Annotated in this window: 19 protein-coding genes and 1 riboswitch; of the genes, 17 read left to right on the forward strand and 2 right to left on the reverse strand. The window is 50.3% G+C overall.

What is annotated here, in order from left to right; translation table 11 throughout:
* Positions 1 to 39: 39 nt before the first annotated feature.
* The 4 genes from rsgA to KNO70_RS08815 all read left to right on the forward strand — a co-directional run bounded on the left by rsgA (position 40) and on the right by KNO70_RS08815 (position 2,940).
* The gene (rsgA, locus tag KNO70_RS08800) at positions 40 to 927 is read left to right on the forward strand and encodes a ribosome small subunit-dependent GTPase A (protein ID WP_047795432.1); all 888 of its coding nucleotides are present in this window, start codon (positions 40 to 42) and stop codon (positions 925 to 927) included.
* Positions 928 to 930: 3 nt separating this feature from the next.
* Positions 931 to 1,587 (forward strand): ribulose-phosphate 3-epimerase, encoded by a 657-nt coding sequence (rpe, locus tag KNO70_RS08805; protein WP_078146675.1) that lies wholly within the window; start codon positions 931 to 933, stop codon positions 1,585 to 1,587.
* A gap of 20 nt (positions 1,588 to 1,607) precedes the next feature.
* A riboswitch (TPP riboswitch) is annotated at positions 1,608 to 1,708 on the forward strand.
* Between the two features lie 72 nt (positions 1,709 to 1,780).
* Positions 1,781 to 2,356, forward strand: a complete 576-nt coding sequence (gene thiT, locus KNO70_RS08810) for an energy-coupled thiamine transporter ThiT (protein WP_078146676.1) — start codon at positions 1,781 to 1,783, stop codon at positions 2,354 to 2,356.
* Entirely contained in the window at positions 2,353 to 2,940 is a 588-nt protein-coding gene (locus tag KNO70_RS08815) for a thiamine diphosphokinase (RefSeq protein ID WP_078146677.1), read from the forward strand. The genes thiT and KNO70_RS08815 overlap by 4 nt, the downstream gene beginning before the upstream one ends.
* A gap of 55 nt (positions 2,941 to 2,995) precedes the next feature.
* Here KNO70_RS08815 and rpmB read toward each other — a convergent pair whose 3' ends face one another.
* Positions 2,996 to 3,184: a 50S ribosomal protein L28 gene (gene rpmB, locus KNO70_RS08820; protein ID WP_015881349.1), complete on the reverse strand. Its 189-nt coding sequence runs from the start codon at positions 3,182 to 3,184 to the stop codon at positions 2,996 to 2,998.
* A 252-nt stretch (positions 3,185 to 3,436) separates the two neighbouring features.
* Here rpmB and KNO70_RS08825 point away from each other — a divergent pair, with 252 nt between their 5' ends.
* The 11 genes from KNO70_RS08825 to rnc all read left to right on the forward strand — a co-directional run bounded on the left by KNO70_RS08825 (position 3,437) and on the right by rnc (position 13,595).
* Positions 3,437 to 3,799, forward strand: coding sequence for an Asp23/Gls24 family envelope stress response protein (locus KNO70_RS08825; protein ID WP_015881350.1), 363 nt, complete (start codon positions 3,437 to 3,439; stop codon positions 3,797 to 3,799).
* A gap of 22 nt (positions 3,800 to 3,821) precedes the next feature.
* A complete protein-coding gene (locus KNO70_RS08830; protein ID WP_201302241.1) occupies positions 3,822 to 5,501 on the forward strand; it encodes a DAK2 domain-containing protein in 1,680 nt (559 codons plus the stop codon).
* A gap of 63 nt (positions 5,502 to 5,564) precedes the next feature.
* Positions 5,565 to 6,227: an L-serine ammonia-lyase, iron-sulfur-dependent subunit beta gene (gene sdaAB / locus KNO70_RS08835; RefSeq protein ID WP_214684492.1), complete on the forward strand. Its 663-nt coding sequence runs from the start codon at positions 5,565 to 5,567 to the stop codon at positions 6,225 to 6,227.
* Between the two features lie 12 nt (positions 6,228 to 6,239).
* Positions 6,240 to 7,127 carry an L-serine ammonia-lyase, iron-sulfur-dependent, subunit alpha gene (sdaAA, locus tag KNO70_RS08840; RefSeq protein ID WP_074037281.1) on the forward strand — a complete coding sequence of 296 codons (888 nt, stop codon included), beginning with the start codon at positions 6,240 to 6,242 and terminating at the stop codon, positions 7,125 to 7,127.
* Positions 7,114 to 9,144: an ATP-dependent DNA helicase RecG gene (gene recG, locus KNO70_RS08845; RefSeq protein ID WP_214687927.1), complete on the forward strand. Its 2,031-nt coding sequence runs from the start codon at positions 7,114 to 7,116 to the stop codon at positions 9,142 to 9,144. Before sdaAA ends, recG begins: the two co-directional genes overlap by 14 nt.
* Before the next feature lie 85 nt (positions 9,145 to 9,229).
* A complete protein-coding gene (fapR, locus tag KNO70_RS08850) occupies positions 9,230 to 9,799 on the forward strand; it encodes a transcription factor FapR (RefSeq protein ID WP_015881355.1) in 570 nt (189 codons plus the stop codon).
* Entirely contained in the window at positions 9,796 to 10,785 is a 990-nt protein-coding gene (plsX, locus tag KNO70_RS08855; protein ID WP_015881356.1) for a phosphate acyltransferase PlsX, read from the forward strand. Before fapR ends, plsX begins: the two co-directional genes overlap by 4 nt.
* A gap of 18 nt (positions 10,786 to 10,803) precedes the next feature.
* Complete coding sequence (fabD, locus tag KNO70_RS08860) at positions 10,804 to 11,724, forward strand: ACP S-malonyltransferase (RefSeq protein WP_078146682.1); 921 nt, start codon at positions 10,804 to 10,806, stop codon at positions 11,722 to 11,724.
* Positions 11,717 to 12,457, forward strand: a complete 741-nt coding sequence (gene fabG / locus KNO70_RS08865) for a 3-oxoacyl-[acyl-carrier-protein] reductase (protein ID WP_015881358.1) — start codon at positions 11,717 to 11,719, stop codon at positions 12,455 to 12,457. Before fabD ends, fabG begins: the two co-directional genes overlap by 8 nt.
* 58 nt (positions 12,458 to 12,515) lie before the next feature.
* On the forward strand, positions 12,516 to 12,755 hold the full coding sequence (acpP, locus tag KNO70_RS08870) for an acyl carrier protein (protein WP_015881359.1): 240 nt from the start codon (positions 12,516 to 12,518) through the stop codon (positions 12,753 to 12,755).
* A 123-nt stretch (positions 12,756 to 12,878) separates the two neighbouring features.
* Entirely contained in the window at positions 12,879 to 13,595 is a 717-nt protein-coding gene (rnc, locus tag KNO70_RS08875) for a ribonuclease III (protein WP_035387821.1), read from the forward strand.
* 37 nt (positions 13,596 to 13,632) lie between these two features.
* Here the strand turns inward: rnc and KNO70_RS08880 are convergent, their stop codons facing one another.
* Positions 13,633 to 13,827 (reverse strand): DUF1128 family protein, encoded by a 195-nt coding sequence (locus KNO70_RS08880; RefSeq protein WP_015881361.1) that lies wholly within the window; start codon positions 13,825 to 13,827, stop codon positions 13,633 to 13,635.
* Between the two features lie 114 nt (positions 13,828 to 13,941).
* Here KNO70_RS08880 and smc point away from each other — a divergent pair, with 114 nt between their 5' ends.
* Positions 13,942 to 17,499, forward strand: a complete 3,558-nt coding sequence (gene smc, locus KNO70_RS08885) for a chromosome segregation protein SMC (protein WP_214812221.1) — start codon at positions 13,942 to 13,944, stop codon at positions 17,497 to 17,499.
* Positions 17,496 to 18,521, forward strand: coding sequence for a signal recognition particle-docking protein FtsY (gene ftsY / locus KNO70_RS08890; RefSeq protein ID WP_015881363.1), 1,026 nt, complete (start codon positions 17,496 to 17,498; stop codon positions 18,519 to 18,521). Before smc ends, ftsY begins: the two co-directional genes overlap by 4 nt.
* Positions 18,522 to 18,592: the final 71 nt, after the last annotated feature.

Raw genomic sequence — 18,592 nt, forward strand, 5'->3', positions numbered from 1 at the left:
GGTGACGGTGTCGTCACCTCTTTTTTAAGGGAGGTAGTCATATTGAAAGGAACGATTATTCGTTTACAAGGCGGGTTTTATGATGTGATGACCGAGTCGAATCAAGAGATTCGGTGTCGGGCGAGAGGAAATTTTCGGAAACGAAACATCTCACCTGTCGTCGGCGATGACGTTGTCATTCAAGATCAAGAAGATGGGACAGGCTATATTTTAGAGGTGGAGGAACGTCAAAACCATCTCGTCCGCCCACCAATCGCCAACATCGATCAGGCATTTCTACTTTTTTCTGTGAAAGAACCGGCGTTTTCTTATCATTTGCTTGACCGATTCCTCGTATTGATCGAATCCAAACAGATTCATCCAATCATCGTGTTAACGAAGATGGACCTACTCAGTGAAGAAGAGACCGGACCGATTCAAGAAGCGGTCGCCCGCTATCGTGCCATCGGATATGACGTGATTGAAACGTCGACGGAGCTTTCGGATGGGGTCGATCAAGTACGGGGACTCTTCAAAGAGAAGACGAGCGTGTTTGCCGGTCAAACAGGTGTAGGGAAGAGTTCGCTTTTAAACGCAGTCGCGCCTGAACTCGAATTGGCCACAGGGAAAATTTCCAAATCACTCGGTCGTGGGAAACATACGACGCGTCACGTCACGCTCATTCAATTGGCCGACGGGCTTGTGGCGGATACGCCAGGATTTTCTAGTCTCGAGTTTCCGCAAGAACTCGAGGCGGATGAACTAAGATGGTGCTTCCCAGAATTTGTGGAACGTCACGACGATTGCAAGTTCCGGGGATGCGTCCATATCAATGAACCGGGCTGTGCCATTAAACAAGCCGTAGAAGATGGCAAAATTGCTTCAACTCGTTATGAGAATTATGTTACCTTTATGGAGGAGTTAAACGATCGTAAACGGAGGTATTGACAGATGATTAAAATCGCACCATCAATTTTAGCAGCCGACTTTGCCAATTTGGAGACTGAAGTGAAAGCCGTTCAAGATGCGGGGGCGGATTATATCCATTTTGACGTGATGGATGGGCAGTTCGTGCCGAACATCTCGATTGGGCTACCAGTCCTCGCAAGCTTGCGCAAAAAATCAGACATGGTTCTCGATGTGCATTTGATGATTGATCAACCGGAACGCTATGTCGAAGATTTCGTCAAGGCGGGGGCAGACATTGTGACTGTTCACGTGGAAGCAACGAACCATTTACATCGAGTCTTGCAGCAAATCAAAGCGGCAGGGGCGAAATGTGGGGTCGTCTTGAACCCGCACACACCGCTCTCTACGATTGAACATATCCTTCAAGATGTCGATATGGTATTGCTCATGACCGTCAATCCAGGGTTTGGTGGACAAGCGTTCATTGAATCCGTCGTACCGAAAATCTCGGCGCTCAGTCAGCTTCGCAAAGACCGTCAGCTCGATTTTGAAATTGAGATTGATGGTGGTGTCAACGAAGAGACGGCGAAACGTTGCATTGATGCAGGGGCAGATGTCCTAGTTGCCGGTTCAGCCATTTACAATCAACCGGATTATAAAGCAGCCATCGATAGCATTCGTGGCGCATCTCGTGTATAATCGACGGTAGAACAACAAGATAGAGTCGCAAGGGGTGTCACATGATGTGGCTGAGAGGCATACGCTAACCCTTTGAACCTGTTCCGTTCACACGGACGTAGGGATGTGGCGAAAATGCACGTTGCGAATCCAAGCAGCATGGCGTTTACGTCATGCTGCTTTTTGTCGTTCACACAATAAAGGAGGAAGAAAGATGAAATCACGTTTTAAATTACAAGCACTCATCGAAATTTCATTGTTCGCAGCGCTTGGGCTAGTTTTTGATTTACTCATCCCATACCGATTGCCAGAAGGGGGATCAATCAGTCTGGCGATGCTCCCGATCTTTGTGATGGCGTTTCGTCACGGATTGAAAGGGGGACTTGCGACTGGTGCGCTCGTCGGGACGCTTCAACTCTTGTTCGGAGCCTATATCTTTACGCCAGTTCAGTTCTTGCTCGATTATACGGTCGCGTACGGACTTGTCGGCGTGGCCGGCGTCTTTGCCGGACGTGTGAAACAGGCCGCTGGTCAAGGCGCGACGAAGACCCTCGCTACCTATTTAGTGCTCGGAGCATTGATCGGGTCGGCGTTGCGTTATGCGGCTCACGTCATCTCAGGGATTGTCTTTTTCGCTGAGTATGCGAAGGGTCCGGTCGTGGCTTATTCACTTGGCTATAACGCAACGTATATGGTTCCGTCGTTTGTCATCTCAGCCATCGTATTAGTCTTACTCTTCACGACAGCTCCGCGATTCACGCGTGTTGCGACACGGGACATTCGTCAATGAACATCTTAATCGTCGCGGCGAGTCCGGAACCTATTCCGGACTTACCGCGTGATGCCGATTTTATCATCGGCGTCGATGGTGGATATCAAAGATTATTAGATGAAGGAATCGATGTCGACGTCGTCGTCGGAGACTTTGATTCGTTTGTCGGACCACCTCCTGAGGAGGCGCTACGTTACCCTTCTGAAAAGGATGTGACCGACCTCGAGATTGCGCTTCAATTGGCGATCGATCGGGGGGCGACCCAGATGGATGTGTACGGGGCACTCGGGGGACGAGTTGATATGACGTTCGCGAACGTCGGTCTACTCGAATCGTATCCGGGAATGGTTCTTCATGGGACGGGTCAAACGATTTTTCTCGCTCGGCCAGGAAGTTATGAGATTAAAAAACTAGATGAACATTACTTGTCTTTCATGCCTTGGAAAACCGCCACGATTTCAATTGAGGGGGTCAAATATCCACTCGACCGTCATCCGGTCCATAGCGCGCAAGCGTTGACCGTTTCAAATGAGTGGAGCGAAGAGCGTGCCTTGTTGACGGTCCATGAAGGAATGGTCCTCGTCATGCTCGTCAAAAAATAAGCAAAAAAATCCCATCGGCGAATGCCGCTGGGATTTATTCGTTCGTGTATAAGTATTATACGCGTTCAACGAGACCTGATTTAAGTGCGCGAGCTGAAACCCAAACGCGTTTCGGTTTACCGTCAACGAGAATACGAACTTTTTGTACGTTTACACCCCAAGTACGTTTTGTCTTGTTGAGTGCGTGCGAACGGTTGTTACCTGATTTAGGTGATTTACCTGTTACGTAGCATTTACGTGCCATGCGTTTCCCCTCCTTTTTTATGTGGGTTCGTCCTAATAGACACTCGTTTATATTAGCACGGCTTTTTTCCCGATGCAACTAGAAAATCATACCATGACAAGAAAAAAACTTGACATTACTCTCAAGGATTTGAATAATGAATGAGGTTATCGCGTTAATTGACCGAGATTCTGGAGCAGGTTCTTTTAATAACTAGGTACTTATTGTAGAATGTACATTAGGAATCATTCCGAATAAAGGAGGCTACTCCATATGGCAATTGAAATGAAGACAACATATGGCAATATTGACATCACAAGTGACGTCATCGCGACACTCGCAGGTGGTGCGGCGATGGAATGCTTCGGTGTGGTCGGCATGGCTTCACAGGCACAATTGAAAGACGGCATTGCTGAATTGTTAAAACGTGAAAATTACGCGCGTGGTGTCGTCGTACGTCAAGAGGATGAGGACGTACATATCGACATGCACATCATTGTAAGCTACGGGACGAAAGTATCTGAAGTCGCATACAACGTGCAAAGCCGAGTGAAATATACGCTCGGAGAAACTTTAGGATTAAACGTTTCGTCGGTAAATATATTCGTTCAAGGCGTTCGTCTGACGAATGACTGACGAAAACGGAGGAGGATTTGGTGTGGGTTTAAATCGTTTAGATGGCGTGGCGCTCTCAAACATGATCGCAAACGGAGCGGCCAACTTGAGCCAAAACGCAGATTATGTAGATTCGCTTAACGTCTTCCCGGTTCCAGACGGAGACACGGGAACGAACATGAACTTGACGATGACGTCAGGTGCGAAAGAAGTAGCAGCCATGAACTCATCTGATATCGCAGAGGTATCATCAAAGTTCGCTCGTGGACTCCTGATGGGAGCACGTGGAAACTCAGGCGTTATTTTAAGCCAATTGTTCCGCGGCTTCGGGAAAGCCGTTGAAGGTAAGACGGAACTCACGACAGTTGATTTTGCAGAAGCGCTCAAACGCGGTGTCGACACGGCATACAAGGCGGTTATGAAACCGGTTGAAGGAACGATTTTAACGGTTGCTCGTGAAGCGGCTGATGAAGCGCTCCTTGCGTCTGAGTCGACAAGTGATTTCACAGAGTTCATGAAACGTGTCATCGTCGAAGCAAAAGCTTCGTTAGACCGTACACCGGACTTGTTACCGGTGTTAAAAGAAGTCGGGGTCGTCGACTCAGGTGGTCAAGGACTTCTCGTCATTTACGAAGGATTCCTTGCGAGTCTTGAAGGAAAAGAACTCGAAAAACCACATACTCCGGTGATGGATGCATTGATTGAAGCAGAACACCATGCGCATGCAGCGCAAGGATTCATGTCAACAGAAGATATCGAATTCGGTTACTGTACGGAAATCATGGTCCGTTTCCAAGAGGACAAGTTGAAAGATGCACCGTTCAACGAAGATGCATTCCGAAACGAGTTGTCTGAACTCGGGGACTCTCTTCTTGTCGTCGCGGACGAGGAGCTCTTGAAAGTTCACGTTCACGTCGAGACGCCAGGTGAGGTCATCACGAAAGGTCAGCGCTTCGGTGAACTTGTCGCAGTCAAAATTGAGAACATGCGTCAACAACACTCGACGATTCTTGAAGAAGAACACGGTGCCAACCAACACGGTGTTCAACAAGCGGAGAAGCCGAAAGCACCATTTGCCATCGTAACGGTCGCAATGGGTGAAGGCGTCAGCGAACTGTTCCGTTCACTCGGGGCGGCCCACGTCATCGAAGGTGGTCAGACGATGAACCCGTCGACAGAAGATATCGTCAAGGCGATTGAGTCGGCACATGCGGAACACGTCTTCATCTTCCCGAACAACTCCAACATCATCATGGCGGCTGAACAAGCGGCGTCTGTCGCACCGTGCGGCGTGTCGGTCATTCCGACGAAGACCGTCCCACAAGGTCTCGCTGCAGCCATCGCATTCAATCCTGAAGCGGATGTCGAGATGAATGAACAAGCGATGAAAGCGGCAGCCGCGACAGTGAAGTCCGGCCAAGTGACATACGCTGTTCGTGATACGAGCATCGATGGCGTTGAAATCAAAAAAGATGAGCACATGGCGATTGCTGAGAAGAAAATCGTTTCTTCATCTCCATCGAGCTTAGAAGCGGCTAAACGATTAGTCGATGCGCTCATCGATGCAGACGATGAAATCGTCACGATCTTAACAGGAGAAGGCTCTTCTGCATCGGACGTAGAAGCGTTGACGTCATATATCGAATCAGTGAACGACGAGATTGAAATTGAAGTTCACGACGGCAAACAACCGCTTTACTCTTATATTTTTAGTGTGGAATAAGCTGTTTCGAATCCCTACCTTCTGTATAATGAAGGTAGGGATTTTTGAAAGGGGGAAAAATTGATGAAATATCGTAGTGTGTTTGACATCATTGGTCCGGTCATGGTCGGACCGTCGAGTTCGCATACAGCAGGTGCTGCCCGCATCGGCTTGATGGCCGGGAAGTTGTTCGGGAGAACGCCGCGTACGGCGCACATCACATTTTATGGGTCGTTTGCTGACACGTATCGGGGTCACGGTACGGACGTGGCGATCGTCGGTGGAATCATGGGATTCGATACATTCGATCTGAGAATCCCACAGGCGTTAGATATCGCCCGTGAAAAAGGAATCGAGGTCATCTTTGAGACGAGTGATCTGTTGACGGATCATCCGAATACGGCCCGGGTCTTGCTCGAAGATGATTTTGGCACATTTGAGATTGTCGGAATCTCAATCGGTGGGGGAACGATTGAGATTACGGAACTGAACGGATTCCCGTTGAAACTGACAGGCGGGGGACCTGCACTCGTCGTCTTGCACCATGATCGATTCGGGGCCATCGCGGCTGTGACCGGTGTGTTGGCGAACCACCAATTAAACATTGGACATATGGAAGTGAGCCGCCATGAAAAAGGGATGCAGGCGTTGATGGCGATCGAGATTGATGAGACCATTCCTGCGGAAGTGATCGCAGAGCTGGAACGGTTACCGCAAATCGAACGGATAGCTATTTTTGGGGAATGAGGAGAATGTGTGATGTTTAAATCAGTAGAAGAATTAGTGACGATTGCAACAGAACGGAACATCCCGATTTCTGAAGTGATGATTGAGCAGGAGATGCACGTCAGACGTGCCAGTCGCGAGGACATCATCGGGATGATGGACCGAAATCTTGAAGTGATGGAGGAGGCGGTCGAACGCGCACTCCAAGGTGTCACGTCGGTTACGGGATTGACGGGGAATGATGCCGTACTCATGCAAGAGTATATTCGTTCAGGCAAGTCGCTCGCGGGAGACCTCATTTTAGATGCCGTCTCGAAAGCAATTGGGACGAACGAAGTGAACGCGGCGATGGGACGAATCTGTGCGACACCGACGGCGGGAAGCGCGGGCGTCGTACCAGGAACGTTGTTTGCGGTAAAAGATCGTCTAGAAATGGACCGCGACGCGATGATCCGTTACTTGTTCACGTCAGGTGCGTTCGGATTCGTCGTGGCGAACAACGCCTCGATTTCAGGGGCGGCTGGTGGATGTCAGGCCGAGGTCGGGTCGGCGACAGGCATGGCAGCCGCGGCCATCGTTGAAGCAGCTGGCGGGACACCGGACCAGTCGGCTACGGCATTTGCGATAGCCCTAAAAAATATGCTCGGTCTCGTCTGTGATCCTGTGGCGGGGCTGGTGGAAGTTCCATGCGTCAAGCGAAACGCCATGGGCGGTGCCAACGCTATTGTCGCAGCAGATATGGCGCTCGCGGGGATTACCTCACGTATTCCTTGTGACGAAGTCATCTCGGCGATGCATGAAGTGGGCCAAATGATGCCGACGGCCTTAAAAGAAACCGCTAAAGGTGGACTTGCCAATACACCGACGGCTCGTCGCCTCGAACGAAATATATTTGGAGCGAAAGAAGATGCAAAACAATGATCAACTGACGACGCTGAAAGGGGTCGGGCCAGAGATGGCCAAAAAGTTAGAAGTGATGGGACTTGTTCGAATCGAGGACGTGCTTGAGCACGTCCCGTTTCGTTATGAGAATTATAATAGTGGGACGGTGACGACGGCTGTGCACGGCGACCTCGTCAAATGGAGCGGGACAGTCCAAGGCGAACCGCTCGTTCGTTACTATAGTAAAGGGAAAAATCGTCTCCAGTTCCGGTTGTTACTCGAAGACCGATACGCCGTCCAAGTGACGATGTTCAACCGTGCCTTCTATAAAGAAAAATTGGTGATTGGGGAGACGGTGACGGTCAAAGGGAAATGGGACATGAACCGGATGACGATCAGCGCGACCGACCTTGAATTTGGTACCCCGTCAGGCGGACTGCAACCGATTTATTCATTGCGTGCCGGACTGACACAAAAGAATTTCAGTCGAATCGTTAAACTCGCTTTTGAACAGGTGAACGATCTGCCCGAAAAGGTCCCGCATACTATTCGCGACCGATATCGATTAGTTGACCGGATGACGATGCTTCGTGGGATGCATTTCCCGGATACGGTTGAGACCTATAAACTGGCGAGACGAAGCTATGTCTATGAAGAGTGTCTCATGTATCAGTTAAAATTACAGGCGTTTCGTAAAATGGAGCGGTCAGGAAACGGTCGGGCCCTTCACCTCGATAAGCATCAATTGAATGAATTCGTCAAACGGCTCGCATTCCCGTTAACAGGAGCCCAAACACGGGTCATCCGTGAAATCGTATCTGACCTTGAAAAACCAGAACGGATGAACCGATTGTTACAAGGGGATGTCGGGAGCGGGAAGACCGTCGTTGCCGCGATTGCCTTGTATGCGACTGTGACGGCCGGGTATCAAGGGGCTTTGATGGTGCCAACAGAAATCCTTGCCGAACAACATGCGACATCGTTACAGGAATTATTTGAACCGTTTGGCATCACGATCGCCCTCCTGACGAGCTCGGTGAAAGGGAAGGCGCGCGAAGCCCTACTGACGGCAATCCGATTGGGTGACGTCGACATCATCGTCGGGACGCACGCGCTCATCCAAGGACCGGTCGAATTTTCGAATTTACATTTGGCGATCACAGATGAACAACATCGATTCGGTGTCGAACAACGGAAGAAACTTCGCGATAAAGCTGAATTCGCGGACGTCTTATATATGACCGCGACGCCGATTCCGAGGACGCTTGCCATCAGTGCGTTCGGAGAGATGGATGTTTCCACGATCGATGAGATGCCAAAAGGACGAAAGCCGATTGAAACGTATTGGGCGAAACACGACCAGATCGATCGTGTGCATGCAATGGTCGATCGGGAACTTGCACTCGGCCGTCAAGCGTATGTGATTGCACCTCTCATCGAGGAGTCGGATACACTAGAAGTGGAGAGTGCGACGGCACTGTATGAGCTGTTGAAAGAACGCTTCTCGAACTATGGTGTTGGTCTGATGCATGGGAAGCTATCGAGTACAGAAAAAGACGAGGTCATGAAATCATTCGCCGACAACGCGACACAGATTCTCGTCTCCACAACGGTCGTCGAGGTCGGGGTGAACGTTCCAAACGCTTCACTCATCATCATCCATGACGCTGAGCGTTTCGGTCTCGCGCAATTACACCAGTTGCGTGGCCGTGTCGGTCGTGGTGCCCATCAATCGTTCTGTATCCTCGTCGGGGACCCAAAGTCAGATGTCGGGAAAGTTCGACTGAAAACGATGACGGAGACGAACGATGGGTTCGTATTGGCGGAGAAAGATTTAGAGTTACGTGGGGCTGGTGATTTCTTCGGGACCGCACAGAGTGGTCTCCCAAGTTTCCGGGTCGCCGATCCCGTTCTCGATTTGAAAGTGATGGAAGTGGCCATGCAAGATGCCGTGAAACTTCTTGGGAGCGACGCCTTTTGGCATGACGCTCAATATGAAGGGTTACGTGGTTATTTGAAACAACTCGACCTTCTCGTTGGGGAAAGGTTAGAATAGTACTTGAAAATGACGACTAAAGAATATATACTGCTATTAGTACCAGGTATTAAGTTCTTTAGCGATTAGTTTAGGAGGGAACTGAATGCGGGTACCTAAGAAAGAGCGGCAACGCTTGTTACAAGAAACGATTGAGCATAACCCGTTCATCAAAGACGAAGAACTGTCAAAACAGTTTTCTGTCAGCATCCAGACGATTCGACTCGACCGGATGGAATTAAAAATTCCGGAAGTGAGGGAACGGATCAAACATGTGGCTTCCGAACATCTCGATGAAGTCAAATCGCTTTCAATGAGCGAGGTCATCGGTGATATGATTGACTTGAAGCTAGATGACTCTGCGATCTCAGTCCTCGATATAGAAAAAGAACACGTCTTTAGCCGCAACGAGATTGCCCGTGGACATGTCTTGTTCGCGCAAGCCAACTCGTTAGCGGTGGCGCTCATCAATGATGAATTGGCGTTGACCACTAAAGCGGATATTCGCTTCAGTCGCCAAGTCCATCTTGGAGAGCGAGTCGTTGCCAAGGCTCGTGTGATGAAACTACGAGGGGACGGGAGAACGGACGTCACAGTTGAAAGTTATGTCGGTGAGGAGTGCGTCTTTGATGGCGACTTCACGATTTACCGACGTGGTGAGGAGGAGCAAGCATGAAGTTAGCGATTGATGCAATGGGTGGCGATCACGCACCGAAGGCGATTGTAGAAGGTGTGAAACGGTTCGTCGCGCAATATCCGAACGAGTCGATGGAACTCTTTTTAGTCGGTGATGAGGTGAAAATTGCCTCATACGGTCTTGATGACCCTCGAGTAACGGTCGTTCCAGCCAGTGAGATCATTACAGGCGAAGACGAACCGGTACGGGCGGTGCGCCGTAAGAAGGACAGCTCGCTCGTCGTGGCAGCTCAGCTCGTCAAAGAAGGAAAAGCGGATGCTCTCGTGTCTGCCGGGAATACCGGCGCATTGATGGCGGCGTCTCTTTTCATCATCGGACGGATCCCAGGAATCGAGCGTCCGGCATTATCTCCGACGTTCCCTACATATACTGGTAGTGGTGTCGTCGTCCTGGATGTCGGAGCGAATCCGGATGCAAAAGCTGAACACCTCGTCGACTATGCGATTATGGGTTCACTGTATGCGGAACATGTGCGTGGCATCAAAACACCGCGTGTCGCCCTTCTCAATATCGGGACAGAAGCTGGTAAAGGAAATGCGCTGACAAAAGAAGCGTTCCCCCTCCTTGAACAGGCACCTGTCCATTTTGTTGGGAATGTCGAAGCGCGTGAAGCGATGTCAGGTGACGTGGACGTCATCGTGACCGAAGGATTTGCGGGAAACATCTTGTTAAAGGGTGTGGAGGGCTCCTCTTCGATGCTCATGAAGATGATGAAAGAACAATTCACGAGTGACCTTGTATCTAAACTCGCCGCTCTCATCTTAAAACCGAAATTGAGACGATTAAAAGAAACGCTGGATTATCGCGAACACGGGGGAGCCGGATTATTCGGGATCAATGCGCCGGTCATCAAGGCGCATGGGTCGAGCGATGCACTCGCCATCATGAGTGCGTTGAAACAGGCGAAAATCATGGTAGATCACGATGTCGTGGAAAAAATCAAGCGTGCCAAAGCCATAGACTAAGCGAAAGCAGGTGAAGATATGGGGAAAGTAGCATGGGTGTTTCCGGGGCAAGGTTCCCAAGCCGTTGGGATGGGACAAACCTTTTTAAATCACCCTGAAACGCTTCAAGCAATCGGACGTCGACTCGGATTTGACCTTCTTGAAGTCATGTCATCCGGGTCGAAGGAAGACCTACAAGAAACGGAAATTGCACAGCCGGCCATCGTGGCGCACGCTTCGCTCCTCGCGCAAGCCTATGCGAAGAGCGGTGCGGCACCAGATGTCGTCATCGGGCATAGTGTCGGTGAATATGCGGCGCTCGTCAGTGCGGGTGTCATCGATCTTGAAGAGGCGACCGTCCTCGTCCGAGCACGTGGGCAGTTGATGTCTGAAGTGAAGGATGGAACGATGGCGGCAGTCGTCGGGATGACCGATCTTCAAGAGGCGCTCCATATCACTGAAAAGATCAGTGCGAGCGGGAATTTAGTTCAAATCGCCAACTTGAATTGTCCTGGTCAATTCGTGATTTCAGGGCATGTCGACGCGGTCGAACAAGCGGGCGTGGAATTGAAGGCTGCCGGTGCGAAGCGGGTATTGCCGTTAAACGTATCTGGAGCGTTCCATAGTTCCTACATGATGCCGGCGGCAACGCGTTTCCAAGATGTCCTCGCCTCGTCGCCATTTGAAGCGGCTTCCGTCGACATGATTTCGAACGTGGACGCAGCGGTGCATCGTGACCCTGAACAGTTGAAGGCGTTATTGACGAAACAACTGTATTCGTCTGTCCGCTTTGAAGATTGTGTACGGAAGGCGATTGCAGACGGCGTAGACACGTTCATCGAGTTCGGTCCATCTTCACCGCTTTCAGGATTGATTAAACGAATCGACTCGAACGTTTCGATTCAAAAGGCGACTACGCTCGAAGAAGTCGCCTCGTTAGGAGGAGAAGTACGTGCATGATCAAGTGGCGATCGTGACGGGAGCGTCCCGGGGAATCGGGGCGGCCATCGCGAAACGTTTAGGGGAAGATGGCTTTCGGGTCGTCGTGAACTACTCGGGTAGTGAACAAAAAGCGAATGATGTCGTGGCCATGATCACGGAGGCAGGCGGCGAAGCCATCGCCGTGAAAGCAGATGTATCGAATGCTGACGATGTCAAAGCGCTCGTCAAGACGACAGTCGATACGTTCGGACGCGTCGATTGTCTCGTCAACAATGCAGGGATCACGCGTGACGGGTTACTCATGCGAATGAAAGAAGCCGATTTCGAAGATGTGCTGTCGACGAACTTAAAAGGCGCCTTTTTGACATCGCAAGCCGTCACGAGACCTTTGCTCAAGTCGAAAGCAGGTCGAATCATCAACATCGCCTCGGTTGTTGGGATTACCGGTAATGCAGGACAAGCGAACTATGCGGCTGCAAAAGCAGGGTTGATCGGATTGACAAAATCGGTGGCGCGCGAACTAGCGGGACGTCACGTGACGGTCAATGCCGTCTGTCCAGGGTTCATTCAAACGGATATGACCGATGCCTTGACAGATGCGCAACGAGAGGCTACACTCGAGCAAATTCCTTTCAACCGTTTCGGACAGGTGGAGGATGTGGCGAACCTTGTCTCCTTCCTCGCATCGGAACAAGCAGCTTATGTGACCGGGCAGACGATTGCCGTCGATGGCGGCATGACGATGGCGTAAAAGAGAACTTTACCAACAGACTGACATTTAATATACTTACCTTTGGAGGGATTTTATCATGACAAAAGAACAAATTTTAGTAGACGTACAAGAAGCAGTTGCTGAGAAGCTCGGGAAAGACGTATCTGAAATCACAGCAGAGAAATCGTTCAAGGATGACCTTGGTGCGGATTCACTTGAAGTAATGGAAATGGTGATGGACCTCGAAGACAAATTCGACATCACGATTGAAGACGAAGACGCTGAGAAGCTCGCGACTGTTGGCGACGTAGTGGCTTACATCGAAACAAAATTGTAATCAAGCCATCCCACCGCTCGGTTCCGGGCGGTGGGCTTGTGCTTATTCATGGAGGGAACTATGACAAAAGACAAACGACGGTTTGACCGTCAAGGGTCGGCGCAGCGACGTCGGCGTCAGGAGATGGAACGAGCACGCATCTTGGAACTATTTAAATCATTGGAAGAACGGTTAGACGTTCAATTTTCGAATCACGACTTGTTGATGCAGGCGTTCACACACTCATCTTATGTGAATGAGCAACGCGGGTTACGAAAAGACAATGAACGTTTAGAATTTTTAGGGGATGCTGTTTTAGAACTGACCGTATCTCGCTTTCTCTATGAGACTTATCCGGAGCGCTCCGAGGGGGAATTGACGAAATTACGAGCGGCGATCGTATGTGAACCGTCACTCGTGAATTTTGCGGAAGCTTATGCTTTCTCTGACTTCATCTTGCTTGGGAAAGGTGAAGAGTTGACCGGTGGACGAAAACGTCCGGCACTGCTTGCCGACGTGTTCGAATCCTATATCGGTGCTCTTTATTTAGACCAGGGAATTGAGGCCGTCGAACGATTCCTCGCCGAAGCGGTTTTTCCGAAAGTCTTAGCGGGAGTATTTGAAGAACAGACCGATTTCAAGAGCCAGTTACAGGAGAGCGTTCAACGGGAAGGACTCGGACCTGTTTCGTATGAAATCATCGAGGAACGCGGACCGGCGCATAGCCGGGAATTCGTCGCACATGCACGCCTCAGCGACGACATCGTCGGTGAAGGGGTCGGACGTTCGAAAAAAGAAGCCGAGCAATTGGCTGCTAAAGAAGCGCTTATTGCCTTTAATCGGCGCTACGCAGATTTATAAACGAAAGGAGTGGACCGCTTGGGGGTCCACTCCTTTTTCATGTCAATTGACCGAGTTCTTCGACGATACCATCGACTTCCGACAAAGAGAGCGAAGAGCGTGTCATCACGTACTCGTAAATCTCTTTCACCGCTGACGGATCAGCCGCATTATATTCTTCCGCTTTGATTGCACCGCGGTTAATAATGTTCATTTTATCCAAAATGGCTTCAATCATCTGTTCATTCGTCATCTGTATTCCCCTTTCTACAGTTCTTTTTAGAATAGCATGATTCGGGCATTTTGACGAACTGTTAACTGTGGTAAAATATACAGATGAATGCTTACTGCGGATAGGATGGTCACGATGCACTTAAAACGAATCGAACTCGCTGGCTTTAAATCATTTGCCAAGCGAATTGAATTAGATTTCCGTCCCGGCGTCACGGCTGTAGTAGGGCCGAACGGGAGCGGGAAATCCAATATATCGGACGCTGTTCGCTGGGTACTCGGAGAACAGTCGGCCAAATCACTTCGTGGTGCCAAGATGGAAGATGTCATCTTTGCCGGAAGTGAAGGAGAGAATCACCGAAATGTCGCCGAGGTCACCCTCGTTCTCGATAATCGAGACGAACAGTTGCGTCTCCCATATGAAGAAGTGAGTGTGACCCGTCGCGTGACCCGAAGTGGGGACAGCGACTATTTTATGAATAAAAAACCATGTCGGTTAAAAGATGTGATTGATTTATTTATGGATACAGGTCTTTCACGAGATGCATTCGCCATCATCGGTCAAGGGCGGGTCGAACAAGTCATTTCTGGGAAACCGGAAGATCGACGTGCCGTCATCGAAGAGGCAGCCGGTGTATTGAAATATCGTCAGCGGAAAAAACAGGCTGAACGCAAGTTACAGGACGCCGAATTAAACTTGTCCCGGGTCGATGACATTTTATTCGAGTTGGCGGACCGAGTCGAACCGCTCCGTGAACAAGCAGCACTCGCTCGGGAGTACAAAGTCGCCAAAGCGAGACATGATGAACTCGAAACAGGAATCATGGGCGCAGAAATTCAGTTGCTCCAACAGGAGATTGAGCAAGTGTCCGCACGTCACGTGGAATCTGTTCAACAGTTAACTGACTGTGACCGTTCGTTACGTGACCTCACGGAGGAACGTAGCGGGCTCGAAGCGAAGCTCGCTGAGTTACGCGAAGAATTGACAGAGCTGAACCAAAAAGAACGGGAGCATTCGACCTATGTCGAGCGTTTGACGGGTGACATCAAGCTCGCAAAAGCACAAGAAGAACACGGCGCCGAGATGAAAGAACGACTCATCCGACAACGTGAAGAAGTACGTGCAGAGATGACCGAGCTTGAAGCGCGATTGAAGGTCGTTCATGAAGAACTTGACCAAAAAGGAAACACGTTGAAACAAACGACTGCGAAGAGAGAGTCACTTCAACAACAGTTGAAAGCCGCCTCTCGTGATTTCAATGCTGAAATCGAAGCGTTACAAAGTGAGGCGTTCGAACTCGCGACAACGAAAGCGACAATCGGTAACCAACAAAAGCGGGAACAACGGGATATCGATGTCGCCGTCGAGTCGAAAGAACGCCTTCTACGCGAGAACAAACATCGTCTCGATGATCGTTCCTCACAGGAAGCGACACTTTTGGCGACTCGAGAGCAGTATGAAGCGGTACAAAGTCGCTTTGAACAACTGAGTCAAAAAGAGACGCAACTTCGGGACGAAGAGACGGCAATTCGTGAAAAACGTACACGAGCCGAATCGTCTTTCTACGACCTCGAACGCCGCCGTCAGAAGACGGAAGACCGAATCGAGATGCTCGAACGGATGAAGCAATCGTATGAAGGCTATTTCCATGCGGTCAAGTTCGTCTTAAAAGACCGTTCATCAGGTGTCCTTGGTGCTGTCGCCGAATTGATTCGTGTCCGTCCTTCGTATGAAGCGGCAATCGAAACGGCACTTGGGCAGACACAGCAGCATGTGGTCGTACAAGATGAGACGGTGGGACGCCGTGAAATTGACAAATTACGAAAAGCCAACGCAGGACGAGCGACATTCTTGCCGATGACGACGATCAAACCGAGATTCGTGCCGAGTGAGGTGTTAGATCGACTCGACTCGATGAACGGATTTGTCGGTGTGGCGTCGGAACTCGTCGAAACAGATGCATCATACGAGACGTTGAAAAAGTCGTTGCTCGGTTCCGTGCTTGTGGCGGAGACACTTGAAGTCGCGAACCGTATCGCCCAATCGACGGGATATCGTTTCCGTGTCGTCACGTTAGAAGGGGATATCGTCAACGTTGGCGGATCGATGACGGGTGGTAGTCGCAAGCAGGGCGTGGCCCTGTTCACGCAGTCGCGCGAATTAGATGATTTGAAACATGGTCTCACTCAAGGCCTCGCCATGTTGCATGAGCAAAAAACACGTCTTCAAGAGTATACAGAACAGTTGACGGACATTACGCAGCAGTTGTCTGAACTTCGGGATGAGAAACGTTCCGTTGAAACGAACCTCCGTGAAGTCGAGTCGGCCTACCGTACTGCGGAACGTGCCTCGCTCGATGCCAAGTCACAACTTGAACTGTTCGATCATGAAATGATGCGCTACGAGCGGACGATCGAGACAGCGACTGCCGAATTAGAGCGACTGACGATTGAATTGGCCGATACGGACCGCGCACAAGCTGACATTCGTTCTCGTCTCGAATCGCTTCGGGCCGAGCAGGCGAAAAGTGCTGAGAGCACGGGCCAACTGGAATCGATGCTTCGTCAAAACGAGCTCGATCTTCAGCGGCACACGCTCGAAGAAGAACGGGTCCGATATGAATTGGACCGTTTGACGACCGAACAAAATCGTCTGCAGGAACGAAGCGAGCAGATGGAGCGTGAACTGACGCGGCTCGAGAGTGGAGAAGTCGTGTCGTCTATGGAACTTGAGGCGACGCTTGCTACTGCCAAACTGGATTTCACAGAAATTCAAGAGCGGCTTCAAGAAGTGACGGCAACACTCAAGACGAACGAAGAGGCGTATCGGATCATACGTCAACGGGTCGATCAGGCAACGGAGGCAAGACGTCAAGCAGAAGCTGTCGTCCGAAAACTCGAAACGGCAAAACAAGAGTTCGAGCTGAAACGACAATGGAAGCTCGATGCATTAGAAGAGAACGGACTCGTCGCAGAACTATTGCCGGCACTCGAGATCCCACTAGAAGAGGCGAAAGAGGAGTTCAAGTTGCTCGTTCGTCAAATCGAAGAGATCGGACCGGTCAATCTGAATGCGATCGAAGAGTTTGATAGTGTCCATGAACGGTTCACATTCTTATCCGAGCAACGGGATGACCTCGTCAGTGCAAAAGAGGATTTATATGAGATCATCGCCGAGATGGACCGCGAAGTGACACGCCTCTTCAAAGAGACGTATACGAGCGTCCGGGCGCACTTCAAACAGACGTTCACCGAGCTCTTCGGTGGCGGGGAAGCGGATTTGAAATTGGTCGACGAATCGGATTTGTTGAACACAGGAATCGAAATCGTCGCCAAACCACCGGGTAAAAAGTTACAGACGCTCAGTCTGTTGTCTGGTGGGGAGCGTGCGCTGACGGCCATCGCCTTATTGTTTGCGATTTTGAAGACGCGTCCGGTACCGTTTTGTGTTCTCGATGAGGTCGAGGCGGCCCTTGACGAGGCGAACGTGCATCGTTTCGGAGAATACATTCGGACGTTGTCGATCGACACGCAGTTCGTCATCATCACGCACCGTAAAGGGACGATGGAAGCGGCGGATACACTATATGGCGTCACGATGCAACAGAACGGGGTATCCGAGGTATTATCGGTCGAACTGTCTGAAGCAAAACGTGTCGTTGAAATGGATGAAGAGATGGAGGAATCACGTTGAGCTTTTTCAAGAAATTAAAAGAGAAGTTGACGACATCTACCCAAGAGGTGTCACAAAAGTTTACAGAGGGGTTGACGAAGACACGTGACGGCTTTGCAAGTGCCGTCAACGACCTCGTCTATCGCTTCCGCGAAGTGGATGAAGATTTCTTCGATGAACTCGAAGATTTACTCATTCAAGCGGATGTCGGCGTCACGACGACGATGGATCTCGTCGAAGATTTGAAAGAAGAAGTGAAGCGACGTAATCTGAAGGACCCGGTCGCGGTGCGTGACGCACTCGTCGAAGTCGTGGCGAACCGCCTCCAAGAGGATGAATCGGACCGTGAACTCAATATGCAGGACGGACTCACGGTCATCTTGTTTGTCGGCGTCAATGGTGTCGGAAAGACGACGACCATCGGCAAGCTGGCGCACCAGTTGAAATCTGAAGGGCGTTCCGTCATGCTCGCGGCAGGGGATACGTTCCGTGCCGGTGCCATCGAGCAACTTCAAGTATGGGGAGAACGCGTCGGGGTTCCCGTCATTCGTCAAACGGAAGGGTCTGACCCGGCTGCCGTCGTCTTTGACGCCGTTCAGGCTGCCAAGTCACGCAACATGGACGTCTTGATTTGTGATACGGCGGGACGTCTCCAAAATAAGGTCAATCTAATGAAAGAACTTGAAAAAGTCAAACGAGTCATTGAGCGGGAAGTTCCGAACGGACCGCACGAAGTATTGCTCGCATTAGACGCGACGACGGGTCAAAACGCCATGGTTCAAGCGAAAGCGTTCAAAGAAGCGACGAACGTGAGCGGAATCGTCTTAACGAAGCTCGATGGGACGGCCAAAGGCGGAATCGTCCTAGCGATTCGGAACGAACTCGATATCCCGGTCAAGTATGTCGGGCTTGGAGAGAAGATTGACGATTTACAGGAGTTTGATCCAGAACAGTTCGTCCTTGGATTGTTCGGTGACGTTTTTGAAGACAAGAACGAGGAAGCTTTGACAGAAAAAGAGGACACAAACGAGGACCTCGCCTAAGTTTTGCTGTTAAGAAAAAAACTTGACAAGTAGTAGGCACGGCTGTACTATAGGTAGTTGTAAAGGGATTT

It is taken from the genome of Exiguobacterium sp. s181 (genome assembly GCF_018617125.1).
Lineage (GTDB): Bacteria > Bacillota > Bacilli > Exiguobacteriales > Exiguobacteriaceae > Exiguobacterium > Exiguobacterium profundum.

What these genes read in the sequence shown, in the direction of transcription:
- sdaAA (WP_074037281.1), top strand. Translation starts at nt 6,240, where the DNA reads ATGTTTAAATCAGTAGAAGAATTAGTGACGATTGCAACAGAACGGAAC.
- acpP (WP_015881359.1), top strand. Translation starts at nt 12,516, where the DNA reads ATGACAAAAGAACAAATTTTAGTAGACGTACAAGAAGCAGTTGCTGAG.
- fabD (WP_078146682.1), top strand. Translation starts at nt 10,804, where the DNA reads ATGGGGAAAGTAGCATGGGTGTTTCCGGGGCAAGGTTCCCAAGCCGTT.
- rpmB (WP_015881349.1), bottom strand. Translation starts at nt 3,184, where the DNA reads ATGGCACGTAAATGCTACGTAACAGGTAAATCACCTAAATCAGGTAAC.
- smc (WP_214812221.1), top strand. Translation starts at nt 13,942, where the DNA reads ATGCACTTAAAACGAATCGAACTCGCTGGCTTTAAATCATTTGCCAAG.
- thiT (WP_078146676.1), top strand. Translation starts at nt 1,781, where the DNA reads ATGAAATCACGTTTTAAATTACAAGCACTCATCGAAATTTCATTGTTC.
- KNO70_RS08815 (WP_078146677.1), top strand. Translation starts at nt 2,353, where the DNA reads ATGAACATCTTAATCGTCGCGGCGAGTCCGGAACCTATTCCGGACTTA.
- sdaAB (WP_214684492.1), top strand. Translation starts at nt 5,565, where the DNA reads ATGAAATATCGTAGTGTGTTTGACATCATTGGTCCGGTCATGGTCGGA.
- plsX (WP_015881356.1), top strand. Translation starts at nt 9,796, where the DNA reads ATGAAGTTAGCGATTGATGCAATGGGTGGCGATCACGCACCGAAGGCG.
- KNO70_RS08880 (WP_015881361.1), bottom strand. Translation starts at nt 13,827, where the DNA reads ATGACGAATGAACAGATGATTGAAGCCATTTTGGATAAAATGAACATT.
- rpe (WP_078146675.1), top strand. Translation starts at nt 931, where the DNA reads ATGATTAAAATCGCACCATCAATTTTAGCAGCCGACTTTGCCAATTTG.
- recG (WP_214687927.1), top strand. Translation starts at nt 7,114, where the DNA reads ATGCAAAACAATGATCAACTGACGACGCTGAAAGGGGTCGGGCCAGAG.
- KNO70_RS08825 (WP_015881350.1), top strand. Translation starts at nt 3,437, where the DNA reads ATGGCAATTGAAATGAAGACAACATATGGCAATATTGACATCACAAGT.
- fapR (WP_015881355.1), top strand. Translation starts at nt 9,230, where the DNA reads ATGCGGGTACCTAAGAAAGAGCGGCAACGCTTGTTACAAGAAACGATT.
- rnc (WP_035387821.1), top strand. Translation starts at nt 12,879, where the DNA reads ATGGAACGAGCACGCATCTTGGAACTATTTAAATCATTGGAAGAACGG.